The organism is Paenibacillus xylanexedens (assembly GCF_007676705.1).
GTDB lineage: Bacteria > Bacillota > Bacilli > Paenibacillales > Paenibacillaceae > Paenibacillus > Paenibacillus xylanexedens_C.
Window position 1 is genome coordinate 539385 of record NZ_VEBF01000003.1, and the last position, 13964, is coordinate 553348.

At 47.0% G+C, this 13964-nt stretch carries 14 protein-coding genes; 5 read left to right on the forward strand and 9 right to left on the reverse strand.

What is annotated here, in order from left to right:
- Positions 1-4 precede the first annotated feature (4 nt).
- Complete coding sequence (locus FS628_RS20265) at positions 5-922, reverse strand: ABC transporter permease (RefSeq protein WP_260871123.1); 918 nt, start codon at positions 920-922, stop codon at positions 5-7.
- Positions 923-1252: 330 nt separating this feature from the next.
- Entirely contained in the window at positions 1253-2056 is an 804-nt protein-coding gene (locus tag FS628_RS20270) for an AraC family transcriptional regulator (protein WP_186327898.1), read from the reverse strand.
- Positions 2057-2173: 117 nt separating this feature from the next.
- Between FS628_RS20270 and FS628_RS20275 the strand changes: the two genes are divergently transcribed.
- Together FS628_RS20275 and FS628_RS20280 are read left to right on the forward strand one after the other, a co-directional pair.
- Positions 2174-3397, forward strand: coding sequence for an MFS transporter (locus FS628_RS20275; RefSeq protein ID WP_145324833.1), 1224 nt, complete (start codon positions 2174-2176; stop codon positions 3395-3397).
- Between the two features lie 78 nt (positions 3398-3475).
- Entirely contained in the window at positions 3476-4258 is a 783-nt protein-coding gene (locus FS628_RS20280) for an ABC transporter ATP-binding protein (protein WP_145324834.1), read from the forward strand.
- A 198-nt stretch (positions 4259-4456) separates the two neighbouring features.
- Here the strand turns inward: FS628_RS20280 and FS628_RS20285 are convergent, their stop codons facing one another.
- The gene (locus FS628_RS20285; protein WP_145324835.1) at positions 4457-5185 is read right to left on the reverse strand and encodes a class I SAM-dependent methyltransferase; all 729 of its coding nucleotides are present in this window, start codon (positions 5183-5185) and stop codon (positions 4457-4459) included.
- A gap of 99 nt (positions 5186-5284) precedes the next feature.
- Positions 5285-5725 carry a MarR family winged helix-turn-helix transcriptional regulator gene (locus FS628_RS20290; RefSeq protein ID WP_248278100.1) on the reverse strand — a complete coding sequence of 147 codons (441 nt, stop codon included), beginning with the start codon at positions 5723-5725 and terminating at the stop codon, positions 5285-5287.
- 222 nt (positions 5726-5947) lie between these two features.
- On the opposite strand from FS628_RS20290, the gene FS628_RS20295 reads away from it, so the two are divergent.
- A complete protein-coding gene (locus tag FS628_RS20295) occupies positions 5948-6388 on the forward strand; it encodes a GNAT family N-acetyltransferase (RefSeq protein ID WP_145324836.1) in 441 nt (146 codons plus the stop codon).
- 162 nt (positions 6389-6550) lie between these two features.
- Here FS628_RS20295 and rlmN read toward each other — a convergent pair whose 3' ends face one another.
- The 3 genes from rlmN to greA all read right to left on the reverse strand — a co-directional run bounded on the left by rlmN (position 6551) and on the right by greA (position 9937).
- Positions 6551-7645 carry a 23S rRNA (adenine(2503)-C(2))-methyltransferase RlmN gene (rlmN, locus tag FS628_RS20300; RefSeq protein WP_145324837.1) on the reverse strand — a complete coding sequence of 365 codons (1095 nt, stop codon included), beginning with the start codon at positions 7643-7645 and terminating at the stop codon, positions 6551-6553.
- Between the two features lie 177 nt (positions 7646-7822).
- A complete protein-coding gene (locus tag FS628_RS20305) occupies positions 7823-9178 on the reverse strand; it encodes a sodium-dependent transporter (RefSeq protein ID WP_145324838.1) in 1356 nt (451 codons plus the stop codon).
- 282 nt (positions 9179-9460) lie between these two features.
- On the reverse strand, positions 9461-9937 hold the full coding sequence (gene greA, locus FS628_RS20310) for a transcription elongation factor GreA (protein WP_062836673.1): 477 nt from the start codon (positions 9935-9937) through the stop codon (positions 9461-9463).
- A 286-nt stretch (positions 9938-10223) separates the two neighbouring features.
- Between greA and FS628_RS20315 the strand changes: the two genes are divergently transcribed.
- Both FS628_RS20315 and FS628_RS20320 read left to right on the forward strand, forming a co-directional pair.
- Positions 10224-11096 carry an arylamine N-acetyltransferase family protein gene (locus FS628_RS20315; RefSeq protein ID WP_145324839.1) on the forward strand — a complete coding sequence of 291 codons (873 nt, stop codon included), beginning with the start codon at positions 10224-10226 and terminating at the stop codon, positions 11094-11096.
- 146 nt (positions 11097-11242) lie between these two features.
- Entirely contained in the window at positions 11243-11926 is a 684-nt protein-coding gene (locus FS628_RS20320) for a 4'-phosphopantetheinyl transferase family protein (RefSeq protein WP_186327899.1), read from the forward strand.
- Between the two features lie 169 nt (positions 11927-12095).
- Here FS628_RS20320 and FS628_RS20325 read toward each other — a convergent pair whose 3' ends face one another.
- Positions 12096-12842 carry a Bax inhibitor-1/YccA family protein gene (locus tag FS628_RS20325; RefSeq protein ID WP_145324841.1) on the reverse strand — a complete coding sequence of 249 codons (747 nt, stop codon included), beginning with the start codon at positions 12840-12842 and terminating at the stop codon, positions 12096-12098.
- A 214-nt stretch (positions 12843-13056) separates the two neighbouring features.
- On the reverse strand, positions 13057-13413 hold the full coding sequence (locus tag FS628_RS20330) for a nucleotide excision repair endonuclease (RefSeq protein WP_036612270.1): 357 nt from the start codon (positions 13411-13413) through the stop codon (positions 13057-13059).
- Positions 13414-13964 lie beyond the last annotated feature (551 nt).

The window sequence follows — 13964 nt, forward strand, 5'->3', positions numbered from 1 at the left end:
GGTGTTACCAGAGTGACATCTTGGTCAGGCGCCGGGTCATGGAATTGGCTGCAAAGACAAGCACAAAGGTGATAATGGAGTTAAACAAACCCACTGCTGTGGCAAAACCGTAGTTCTGTCCCTCAATCCCCATCCGGTAGACGTAGGTAGACAATACATCGGCAGTTTCATAGGTGGCTCCGTTGTAGAGCAGATATACTTTCTCGAAGCCTACGCTCATAATGCCGCCAAGCGACAGGAGCAGGAGAATGACGATCGTTGGTTTGATGCTGGGAAGGGTCAGGTGCCAGAGCTCCTGAAACTTGTTGACCCCGTCAATTTTGCCGGAATCGTACATCTCGGGATCAATGCCCATAATGGCTGCAATGTAGATGATGGAGCTGAAGCCGAAGCTCTGCCAGATGTCTGAACTGGTGAAGATGGTCCGAAACCAGCCAGCCTCCATCATGAAGTTCACTTTGTCCATGCCGAACTTGGCGATTAGCGTGTTCACGATACCGTCTGTTGGTGACAGGAAGTTGATAATCATGCCGGCTACAACGACGGTGGAGATGAAGTGGGGAAGATACGTAACGGTCTGGGCAAATCGCTTGAATGTCCGGTTCTTGATCTCTACGATGCAGACCGCGAACAGAATGGGGATGGAGAAGCCAAACAGGAGCGGCAAAAATGCGAGCAAAAACGTGTTGCGCAGCAGCCGCCAAAAATAGATGGAGTTCACGAACTGCTCAAACCAGCGCAGGCCTACCCATTCCCCACTGAACATGCCCTGCCCCGGCAAGAAATTACGAAATGCGAGTAACACGCCAGGCATCGGAAGGTACATGAAAATGAGATAATACAGAAAGATTGGCGAGAACATCAGCAGTAAATACTTATCCCGTCTGATCAAGCTGAACAACGTGGACATACGTCTCTTCACCTTAAATCGCTTCCCTTCGTTTCATAATTACAACGTTTGAATTTTTAGACGAGCATATTCTGCATAATTGGTATATGGATTATAGTTATCCGTATATCAATTCTATTACCATTGATGAATTGCTATTTTATCATCAATCTCGCTAAAACTGCTTCAAGTATTCTGATGGTTAACCATAATTACAACGTTGTAATTTTAACCTAAATGTATACGCTTACATTAACTTTTTCCCATCTTAGCAAAGTCTCCATCGTTTGGCAACAAAAAAATCAGTGTCATGCTGTAATGTTCTGAATGCAGTCTCGCATACGCGAGACTGGCTATTGAAATCTACACGTGATTCCGATATTCCATCGGTGTCATCACATACACTCGCTGAAAGGCTCTGTAAAACTGACTGACGCTGGAAAATCCCAGCTCATAACTGATTGTCGTCACTGAATCAGTCGTAAGACGAAGCCTTCTGGACGCCTCTTCTACGCGCAAACTCAGCAGATATTGATACGGTGTTGATCCCGTAACAGCCTTGAAAGAACGCATGAAATGATACCGGCTCTGATGAGCAACCATCGCCATTGAATCAATATCCATTGGGCTCGTGTAGGCACTGTGAATGTACTCCAGCACTCGGCGGAGATGTGGGTCTACGAATGTACCGGTATCTACAATCTGTTTTCCATTTACCTGCCCCGTCAACATCCGTCTTAGATACGTCTCGACCGCCAGCTCTGTTTCCTGTACTTGCAGCAAATCTGGCATGTCATCTAACAAAATGGAATTCCAGCCTCGAAACAGACTGCTGATCTCCGCCGGATCAAAAGTCTGGGTAGACCGAAACTCAGCTCGTTCCCCACTTGACTCTACATCTTCGAAACTGCCTGATGGCGGTTTACGGAACTTGATTACAATGACAGCTGAATCTGATCCTATTTCAAAATAATGCTCAGTCTGGGGATGAGCAATAATCCCTATACCTGCTTTTAGCGGGTATACGTGCCGTTCCTGTACCAGATGACATTGGCCTCTGACCGGCAGCGTTAGCTGGTACCAGTCGTCATGTACATGCGGCTCATTCGCGAATCCTCCGGTAGCTTTCCATAATTCCAACCCATTTAGCGTCATGTTTAATTCCATCGTTTCCTCACCTGCTGACATTATAGCAAATCGTGCTCACTTTCCAAGCACTTTTCACAAAGACATGATCTACCCCCATCTTTTATCATTGAAAAAAATAATTCGAGGTGATCTCACATGGCTCAGGCCACTTTAAGCAAAATGCAAATCAACTCCTCCGCCAATTGGGCACTCGCCGGAGTCAGCTTCGCTCATCTGCTGAATGATGCGATGCAGACGGTTGTTCCGTCTGCCTTCCCGCTGTTCCAGCAAACCATGCAGCTCAGCTTCGCCCAGATGGGCTGGATTGCCTTCACCCTGAATATTACCGCATCCGTTCTTCAGCCACTGGTCGGTTATATGTCAGACCGCAAGCCAATGCCGATTCTGCTTCCCGGAGGCATGTTATTCTCCCTAATCGGCATTCTCGGCTTAGCCTTGTCTTCCGAGTTATGGATGCTGCTTGTTTCGGCAGCACTGATTGGTATAGGCTCATCTATCCTCCATCCCGAATCCTCACGCGTGGCCCATATGGCAGCTGGTCGTGGGCGTGGAATGGCACAGTCGATCTTCCAGGTGGGAGGCAACACGGGGCAGGCCATTGCTCCATTGCTGGTCGCCTTCATCCTGCTGCCACATGGGCAGCGTAGTTTTCTGTGGCTGATGGGCTTTGCCCTGATCGGCATCTTCATTCAGTCTTTGGTCAGCCGCTGGTACAGAGACCAACTTGCTGCAACTCGTATTCGGCAGCAGCAGCCTCTAAAATCAAGCGGCGCAGAGCCAACAGCTCAGCCTGTGAGCCGGGGATTCATCGCTTTTACAATGGGCATTCTCATCCTGCTGCTGTTCTCCAAATTCGTATATATTGCTGGCATGACTGGATACTACGCCTTCTATTATGCCGATGCATATCACTTGCCTCTCTCCCAGGCACAGATCTGTCTGTTTATTTTGCAATTTGCAGGCATGGTCGGAACCTTGCTCGGTGGCCCACTCGCTGACCGCTATGGACGTAAACCGATGATCTGGTTCTCCATTGCAGGTACTGCACCGTTTTCACTGTTGCTACCTTACGCTGGACCCGTCTTGTCCATGGTCTTGTGCGGAATGATTGGACTCATCCTGATGTCCGGCTTCAGCGTTATCATTGTCTACGCACAGGAATTGCTTCCTCGTCATATTGGAACGGTATCCGGATTATTTTTCGGCCTGTCGTTCGGCATGGCTGGACTTGGCTCGGTTGTGCTAGGTTCCTTAATTGACGTGACCAGCATTGCGTTTGTTATCAAGTTATGTTCGTTTTTGCCACTGCTTGGTGTGTGTGCTGTATTTCTGCGCAGGGATCGACCAAGGACAGCGTGATGACCGTTGAAACCTCTTTCGTTTTGTGACTACAATACACCTAGGACAATTGAGGATAACAGAAGGAAGGAATAACGCATGATTATTGATGTACAGCATGTCACTTGGAAAAGGGGCCCTCACACCCTGCTGAACGATGTCAATTGGCAGGTCAATGACGGTGAACACTGGGCGCTGCTTGGCCTGAATGGCTCTGGCAAAACAACACTCCTGAACATGATCACCGGGTATCTCTGGCCGACCGAAGGCAAGATATCCGTGTTAGGCCATGAATATGGTGATGTGGATCTGAGGCAACTTCGCAAATCCATCGGCTGGGTCAGTTCATCTCTGCAAGAGAAATTGCACGGCACAGACCGCACACAGTATGTGGTGATCAGCGGTAAACACGCCACCATTGGCCTGTATGACAAGCTGTCAGATGATGAACTGGATCAGGCACAAGAATTGATGCAAACGCTGGGTTGTCAGCACCTGTGGGATCGCGAATATCGCACCTGTTCTCAAGGGGAGAAACAGAAACTTCTCATTGCCCGAGCACTGATGGCCAATCCGCGCGTACTTATTCTGGACGAGCCTTGCAATGGACTGGATCTGTTCTCAAGAGAGCGACTGCTGGAGAGCATCCGTGAATTGTCCCAGCGTCCAGATACCCCTTCGCTCATCTATGTCACCCATCACACGGAGGAAATATTGCCCGTATTCAGTCACAGCCTTTTGCTGCGCCGGGGCGAAGTCGTCCGTAGTGGATTAACCGGCGATCTGATGAACACGGAAGTGCTGAGCAACTTCTTCGAGGCACCTGTTGAAGTCGATCGGCATGGGGATCGTGTCTATGTCAGAGCTGCAGAGGATTCATAATCATGGGGTTATACACAACAAACGTAACATAGGTGTAGAAACATAACAGTAAAAGCCCAATATCTTATCCACATGTGGATAGATTTTGGGCTTTTTACTCCTATATCTAGTGTTATCCACCGTTTTCTGTGTAGAACTTTCTACTTTATGAGTATAACTTTACGGTTTCATCTATTTATCTATACGCTTTATCACTATCTACTTCCGGGCACCTAAAAACAGAAACAACGGAATGCGTTGCCTGCGCAGATAGGTTTCCTCGTTTACAAAATGAGCACGCTGTGGTGCTGACTCGCGCAAATGCTCCACATGGAACCCTGCACGTTGCAACGCCATATAGTACGATTCAATGGACCGATGCATCTTTTTCACAGAACCGCCAAGCCACTGCTGCTCACGATATCCTTCTACAAAATATTGATCGACCACCCAATCGGTTCGAGTCCCTGAAGGTTGCAGCGTGGACGTGATCACAGGATGTTCTACCGAGAATACAAATGTACCCTTCTCTTTCAACGTATCGTATATGTTGCGGAACAGGCTGTCCACATCCTCAATATAGTGAATAGCCAGTCTCGATATAACCAGATCGTACACGCCGGCCGGGTAGGTCCAATCTTCCATGAACGCTTGCTCAATCCGGGCATTCAATCCGTTTACCGACTCGTTGGCTGCCTGAATCATATTCACAGAACCTTCAATCCCCGTATATGTTGTACCTTCGCGCTCCATACTCAGCAATTCTGCCGCGAACCTTGCATCTCCACAACCAAGGTCCAGAATATTCTTGCCGGCAACGTCTCCGATCAACTCCAGCATCACCGGCTTCTCCAATGTATCATTGGCGTTCTCCTGCCACTTGCGACGTTCCATGTACTTTTCAAAATTCGCCTCATTATCGTAAAAGTCTGATCCTCTGCCCTTCATTCCGTGACCCTCCATTTCGGATAAGCATGCTTCATACTTACAGCCTGTAAGAGTATACAGAATGTGGATGTGCCTGGCTATACCAAAAAAGGCTGTTGTCTATTCGAGATTATCCATGTAGGGTCGTCGTCCACCCTTTTTAACAAATTTCCAGTCCACTTCAATGTTATGACGCATGCGCCTGAGAAGATGAATCGCTGTCTCGATCTCTTCCTCCGTCAGACCGTCCAGCGTCACCTGATCTGAATGCACGCCCTCTTTACGAATGAATTCCCAAGCTTCAAGCCCAGCTTCCGTGGGATATAACACTTTATTCTTCTTATTACCCATTGCTGGCTGTTTAATAATGAATCCATCCGATTCGAGTTTGCTAATAGCCCTTGCCGCAGTTGTACGATCTACTTTGATCAGTTCGGCAAGCTGGTTCGGGATAATCCCGGGATTCTCACAGATTCGATACAGATACAGATACTGCCCCCGGGAGAGGTTCAGATGCTGAAACTCGACATTACTGATTGAATCCAGACAACGGGCAATCATACCAATTTCACGCAGCACTTCTTTTTTTTCAGTCAACACATTCACGCCCCTATAAAATTGTTGCATTCGCAACATAATTGATGGTATAACTACAGTTGAATTGGTTTCAATTTGAACCATATCGCTTGAATCGTGTAAAAGATCGAGACTCGTTTACTTTCCTGTTATGTACCAGTTTATCACGTCAGGATAACATTACGATCACCCAAAGGAGAAACATTCATGAATACAACGATTGTTGAAGTTAATAATCAGGAATTGCTCGATGCCTGCTTCGCCATTCGCACAGCTATTTTCGTCGAAGAACAAGGCGTGCCCGCAGCGGATGAATTCGATGCTTATGATACATTAGACGCGGAGGCACGCCACATTCTGCTCTACGTAGACGGTGTACCTGCTGCTTCCTCCAGGCTGCGCGTGGTGGAACAGGTCGCCAAGTTGGAACGGATCTGCGTCATGCTCGATTACCGCAAACACGGCCTGGGTCGTGTACTGATCGACAAGCTGGAGCAGATGGCTGTTGCCGAAGGACTTGAGAAAGCCAAACTGCACGCACAGGTACAGGCTTCCGGGTTCTACGAACGTCTCGGATATGCACCGGCGTCGGAAGTATTTATGGAAGATGGCATCCCCCATCTGCTGATGACCAAAAAACTGAAATAATGACACCCCAAAAACGCCTCTGTCATCACTTCTCAGTGATATACAGAGGCGTTTTGTATTCAGGCAACGCATTCGTGATCGCACGGTTATGACACGTAAGGGCTCGGATCATAGCAACCACACATCCTGACTTATCTACCAGCTCCGTGCTGTGTCTTATTCTTATCCCATTGCCAGACGGTCTGGCTCGGATTCAGCAGCGTTGTTCTTCATTTGTTTACTACGCAACTGTCCGCAGGCGGCATCGATATCGGTACCGTGTTCCATACGTACAGTCGAGTTGATGTTGTTCTTTTTGAGCGTATCATAGAAGCCCAGAATCGATTCTTCAGTACTCCGTTGATACTGACTGTGCTCATCTACCGGGTTGTAAGGAATCAGATTCACACTGACCATACTCTTGCGGCTGGACAACAGCTCAGCCAGTTCCGCAGCATGCTCACGCTGATCGTTAACATCACGCAGCAGGATGTACTCAAACATGATACGTTTGTTCGTCGTAGCCAGATAATAATCCACCGCATCCATCAATTGCTCAATCGGGAAAGCCCGGTTGATCTTCATGATGTGTGTGCGCAGTTCATTATTTGGTGCATGCAGAGAGATCGCCAGATTAACCTGCAGACTGCTGTCTGCAAATTCTTTGATCTTGTCCGGAAGGCCACTCGTGGATACAGTAATCCGTTTGGCGGCCAGCGCCAGTCCTTTGCGATCTTTGATGACTTCGATGAAATCACTCATGTGCTGGAAGTTATCGAACGGTTCGCCAATACCCATCACAACCACGTTCGTTACCCGCTCGTCTTGACCCGCTGCATCCAGATGTCGCTGTACATGCATGATCTGTTCCACAATCTCTCCAGCGGTCAGGTCACGGCTTTTCTTGATCAGGCCGCTCGCACAGAAGCTACAGCCAATATTACAGCCGACTTGTGTGGTCACACAAACGGTAAGCCCGTATTTTTGCCGCATCAGAACCGTCTCGATCAAGTTGCCGTCCTGCATCCGAAGCAAAAATTTCACGGTACCATCTGCCGATTCCTGCTTCACATGCTCGCTCAGCGAATTCATTGTGAAATGTTCAGAGAGTACATCCAGACACTCCTGACGTACATCGGTCATCGCGGGAAAATCGTGTACACGCTCTTGATATAACCATTCCCAGATCCGGGATGCACGGGATTTCTTCTGCCCATGCTCCGGCAGCCAGGAACGTAATTGCTCTAATGTTAATCCATATATGGATGATTTGTTCATTGTATAATCCTCTTTTCGCAAAAAAGCTATGGCTTATCGGTCCTACCCAAAAAACCTCTACTCCGTATTGTCCCAAAATTGAAGCGGGAAAACAAGGGCTTTCGCATTTCTTCCAAGAGGTTTTATCTATGGCAAATCTGCACAACAGACCACATTTATGCCTATCTGGTCTTCAATTTAGAAGTGGATGATACCTGATGTGTGCAGTAGAACCAGCAGAACCAGGATCGGTGCCACGTAACGAAGCATGAACAACCACACCCGGAACCATCCGGAACGCAGGCCAGAAGCTTCCGCAGCCGTTTTCCAAAAGTATCCGGCAAAAATCGTTACAAGCAATCCACCAACAGGCAGCAGGATGTTGGACGCTACAAAGTCCATCCAGTCGAACACACTCTTCGATCCAATCGTCCATTCAGGCATCAAGCCGAGCGACAATACCGAAGGAAGTCCCACGATGAAAACTGCAAGTGATATCACCCATACCGCACGATTCCGGCTCCAGGACAGACGTTCCATGAAATATTTCACCGGAACTTCCAGCAAAGATACTGCTGATGTCAATGCAGCAATAGCCAGCAAGATGAAGAACAGTCCGCCAAACAAGAAGCCCAGTGGCATCGCCGAGAAAGCCGCCGGAAGTGCAATAAAGATCAATGACGGTCCTTGGTCTGGTGCAATACCGAACGAGAATGTCGTTGGGAAGATGATCAGACCAGCAATGAATGCATAGAGCAGGTCACCCGCACCGACTGCGATGGTAGCCCCACCAAGGGACTGATTTTTATCCACATACGAACCATAGGTTACGAGAATACCCATCCCGAGTGACAGGGAGAAGAAGGCATGTCCAAGGGCTACCAGTGCGGATTCAGTTGTAAGCTGCGAGAAATCAGGATTCAGGAAGAAGGAAACCCCCGCACCTGCGCCCGGCAACGTAACTGCCCGAACCATCAGGATAATAAGCAGCACCAACATCGCAGGAATCAGTACCTTGTTGAACTTCTCGATTCCGTTGGATACTCCTTTAGCAACAATCCAGCCTGTAATCAGAACCGAAACCAGTTGCCAAACGATCGGCATATAACCGCCTACGAAGGAATTGAATTGTCCCGCATAATCCGGATTGTTAAACAATGTTCCACTGAATGACGTAATTGCATAGTGCAAGGTCCAGCCTGCAATAATGACATAAAAAGAAAGGATAATAAAAGGCGTCAGTACTTGCAGCAAACCGGCTGCGAGCCAGCCTTTATGACCGCCTGCTTTGATAAAAGCAGTTGCAGCACTTCCTCTGCCGCTACGACCAATCGCAAGTTCCGCCAGCAGCACCGGCAGACCGATCAGCAGCAAACAGACGATGAAGAGCAGGAAAAACGCAGCTCCTCCGTTCTCACCCGTAATGTACGGGAATTTCCACATGTTACCCAGACCAACCGAACTACCAATGGCTGCCAGAATGAATCCGGCACGCGAGAAGCGCTCACCTTTGCCAGCGTTGTCTTGATCGAGATTAGGCTTACTAAAATTCATCGTATCTACTCCATCACTTTAAAGTTTTCCCGTAATTATATACTACTCACCTTGTCAGGTCATTCGAAATTCGAAATTTGTCGAAATGTTATTTTTTTACATATAAAACACACGGAAATCTTCATCTCATAAATTCCTTAAACACAGTATGTGATAAAGTCCGTTAGTCCAACCGTATGAAGTTACACAAATCCGTATTCCCAACCGTTCAAAGCCCAATAGAATCAAAAAGAGGTGTCCCCTCAGCCACTTGGATGACTGCGGAGCACCTCTCTTTTTGAATTACACCTTGATTTGAAGCAACTCATATTTGATAACGCCCATCGGAGCATTTACATGAATGACGCTGCCCACTTCTTTGCCCATCAATTCTTTGCCCAGCGGGCTCTCGTACGAAATTTTATTATCCGCAACGTCAGCCTCGGCAGGGCCAACCACTTTATATTCAATCTTCTCGGCGAACTCAATATCATTAAGCAACACCGTCGATCCAATGCTCACTTTGTTGGAGTCTATATTGTCTGAAGAGATGACTCTTGCTTTCGTCAGCATCTTCTCCAGAATCAAAATCCGAGTCTCCATAAAGGCCTGATCATCTTTGGCTGAATGATACTCACTATTTTCCTTCAGGTCACCGTAACTGATCGCGAGTTTCAGACGCTCAGCCAGTTCCTTACGCTTCACCGTCTTCAAATCCCTCAGTTCGTCCTCCAGCTTTTCCAAGCCTTCCTGTGTCAAAATCACTTCATCATTAGCCATTTTTCCATCTCCTAATCCTGCTATCTATCTATATTCTAACCTATATCCACTCCAAAGGGTTAACATACCCCAGAAAAAGAAATAGCCCATCCATATATTGTATTTTGATTGCATCAAAACATGTTAATCACTTGAGATCATTTTTAAGACTGTACTCATTAATTGTACCGTTACAATCTGCTTAACTGATTGTGTATATTTCAACCGTTCACTTTTACAATGAACTCAGGGCAGCAGAAGTTTATAATTCGGCCTGCAGCCCACTATATAACATGAGGTGATCTGGATGAACGTTACACTAAATGCAGCTGAAATACGGGCCTATCTGAAACGGATCGGCATGGATGATATAAAGAAACCCACACTGGAATTCTTATTTGAACTGCAACGAGCACATGTGCAATATCTATCCTGGCAGACGGTCGATATTTTTGTGGGTCGTCCTGCGGGAATCAGTCTTCAAGAGTCGTTCCAACTTATATTGCAGGGGCGCAGTGGATACTGTTTTCATCTAAATGGTGCATTTAGTGTTCTTCTCCGCTCTCTGGGTTACAAGGTTGATTGGCATCGCGGCGGAGTACAGCCCCATGGAGAACAACCACGAGTGAACTCGTTCCATCTCGGTCTATCTGTCCTTTTGCCGGATGCTGACCCGACAGTTGAGCGCTGGATTGTGGATGTGGGCTTGGGCGGAATGCCCTTCGAACCTCTGCCACTTCGTTATGGAACCTATGGTTCGGCACCATTCACGTATCAATTGATGCCATCACCTGTTGCTGCGGGCGGGTGGCGACTCGAATATGAACCGAATGGACCAAGCGAGGGTGTGGACTATGCTCCTGAAGCAATCACTAGCCTGAAAGAGTTCATTCCGAAGCATGAATTCTACAGTCGAGCGGCCGAATCACCTTGGCATAATGTATTTTTGCTTCGTCAGCGGGACGAGAACTGTAGTCATGAACTACGTGGATGTATGCTCCGAACACATGATATGGAAGGGATTCGGAAAAAGGAGATTCAGACCTACACAGAGTGGCGTGAAGTGTTAACTGGACTATTCCATGAGCCATTGGTGAATTACAGTGAACAGGAATGCCAAGACATGTGGAATCGCGTACAGGCTGCCCATACGGAATGGAAGCAAGCGCAAGAAGCGTGAAGATGCAGATGATACCCTGAAACCTTAACATGAAAAACGGGATAGCCAGCTTAATCGGAGCATCATTAGAGAGATCTATTGAGGAAACGTTCCATATAAAGGAAAGTTATTGATCCACGCCGAATTATGTCCTCAGGTGATAAATGATGATAACTATTTGTCTGCTCCAAGTTCCAGAAATATTGCCCGAAGCGTACTGGAACCACTTTCTGTCGCAAGTCTCTGCCGAGCGACGTGCTCAGGCTTCGCGTTTTGTGCGTCAGGCTGACGCGTATCGCTCCGTGCTGGGGGAGATATTGACTCGTGTGACTCTAAGCAAGTTAACCGGCTTGAGACCTGCTGAGCTTTCTTTTACCCGTAACTCCTATGGCAAACCTTCGCTCAGTCACCATTCCAAATTGCAATTCAATGTCTCCCATTCTGGTGATTGGATTGCTCTGATCTCTGGCGGTGCAGATGAACTGGGCGTGGATGTGGAGAAAATAGCACCGATTGACATGCAGATTGCAGAGCGTTTCTTCTCTACATCCGAAAGCCAGTTCCTCGCTGCGAAGCCTACCGAAATGCAGCGGGAGACCTTCTACCGTCTATGGACGCTGAAGGAAAGCTATATCAAGGCAGTCGGTATGGGGTTGTCCATTCCACTGGATTCCTTCGCCATCCTTCCCAATGAGCGGGAAGATTGGCATTGCAAACAGGCCGGGACATATCTCTTTCTCAGTCAGCGACTGGATGATGGACATATGCTTGCGGCATGTTCGGCTGGGGGAGAGCTGCCGAGCGAGCCGGAAATTATAACCTTGGAGGATCTGTATACAGAGTTAGTATAGAGTGGTGCAGGGCCTCAACGAGTTGGAATCAGTTGAGTTTTGTAAGAGGCTTCCATTAAGAAAACACTTGCTAATGTTAATCAAAAAAGCTAACGACGTGAGTATCACGCGTTAGCTTTTTAGCTTTAAATTCACAATCCGTTTTACGTCTCTGACGTATTGAATAGGACTAATTCCGACTCCGCAATTTGCCAAGCAGACGGATGATCTCAATGTACAGCCATACAAGCGTTACCATCAAGCCAAATGCGCCGTACCACTCCATGTATTTGGGCGCACCACGTTCAGCGCCACCTTCGATGAAGTCAAAGTCAAGGACCAGATTGAGGGCAGCCACAATGACGATAACCACTGAAATACCAATGCCGATCAAGCTGTTATCATGCAGATAAGGAATCGTAATTCCGAAGAAACCCAGTACAAAGCTCAGCAGATACATGATCATGATGCCGCCGGTTGCAGCCACTACACCCAGCTTGAAGTTCTCCGTAGCTTTGATCAGTCTGGTTTTGTACGCCATCAGCAGAGCGATGAATACAGCCATGGTCAACAAGGCCGCCTGCAAGGTAATTCCGTTATACAGGGACTCATAGGTTGCGGAGAGTGCTCCCAGGAACAGGCCTTCTGCCACGGCATAGACAGGTACGAGATAAGGTGCCGCTACTGGTTTGAACGAAATCACAAGCGCCAGAATGAAACCGACGATTAATCCACCATAAGCCAGCGGCATCACTTGTTGTCCGTTAAAGAACATCATCCATGTCGCAAACGCACTGCCCAGCAGGATCACAAGCGTAATAAACGCTTTGTTCACCGTACCATTGATCGTCATGTAATTCTGATACCGATCTTCTCCATACCCTTTGTTTTCAAACGTGCTGTCTTTGAGTGTAGGGTTACCGCTACGACCGATCAACACAATCACCTCTTCATATGTATTTGGTATATCTGTGATTCTACGTTCTGTGATGCTAAGCTGATACTCTGGTGTTTCTACATTTTGATTTCTACAGACTACTCCCTGGCGTTCGTCTTCAAAAAATGGTGCCAAGCGAAACGGGATGCAATCCTGCGATCACATCCTTCTCCATTGGCATAACACTTAGGACATATGTCCCAGATGAAGTTTCTTATTTGTACAAGACTTTATCTACATTGTATTTCGCACGCATCGTGTTAATGATATAGGTCTCGTAGATTTCACGATCTACCGGATCTTCAACCAGGCATACTTCAATCTTCGTTACTTCCTCGCGGTGATTCTTGATTGGTGATACGGTGTCTTCAAAATGCTTTTTGATGCGGGGTCTTAGTTTTCGTGCTTTCCCGACAAACAACAACTCTCCAGCGGCATTGTAAAACATGAAAATCCCGCCTAGTTCCCGGGTAATCAGGTGAAAATCAGTAAATCCATAAATGTGACTAAGCTGTGGATCAGCCTGCTTCGTGATGGTTACATCCGGTGTTGGCACGGTAATATTAATCAATAGGCTCACTTCCTCATTATCTATAGGTTTAGATCTTATCACATATTATAAAGGGACACCATTTCATTCTATTAGAAGTACAATTCACGCAATTTTCGCTATTACGACAAATATTTCAAAAAAAAGGTTAACTTCCCTGATTCAAAGTGGTACTATAGGGGTATGAGGAAGAAATTGGGCACTGAGACATACGTCTTTATATCTACCTCCGTCTATTGTACCCTATGATTGAATATCTTTTTCATGCTGAATTCTGTTACGTGATCACGACAAGAGTACAGTTAGCAAGAACCTTAGCTTATAGATTGTGGATTCACCCTCTATTCGACCCTTGCAGCAAGCAAACGTAGAAAGACCTAGATTCATGATTTCACTGTAGATTTTAAGTATCACCTAGAAAGCCTGCAATTATAGCCGTACAGAAGTTAAATAGACACATGTAGAAGGTCAGATAGCTATCGATCCTAGAGAGACTAGTCATGCAATGCAACTGTAGAAATTATAGCAGCAGTACTATAGAAATGGATCAAGTTTCACCACCCGGCCCCGGC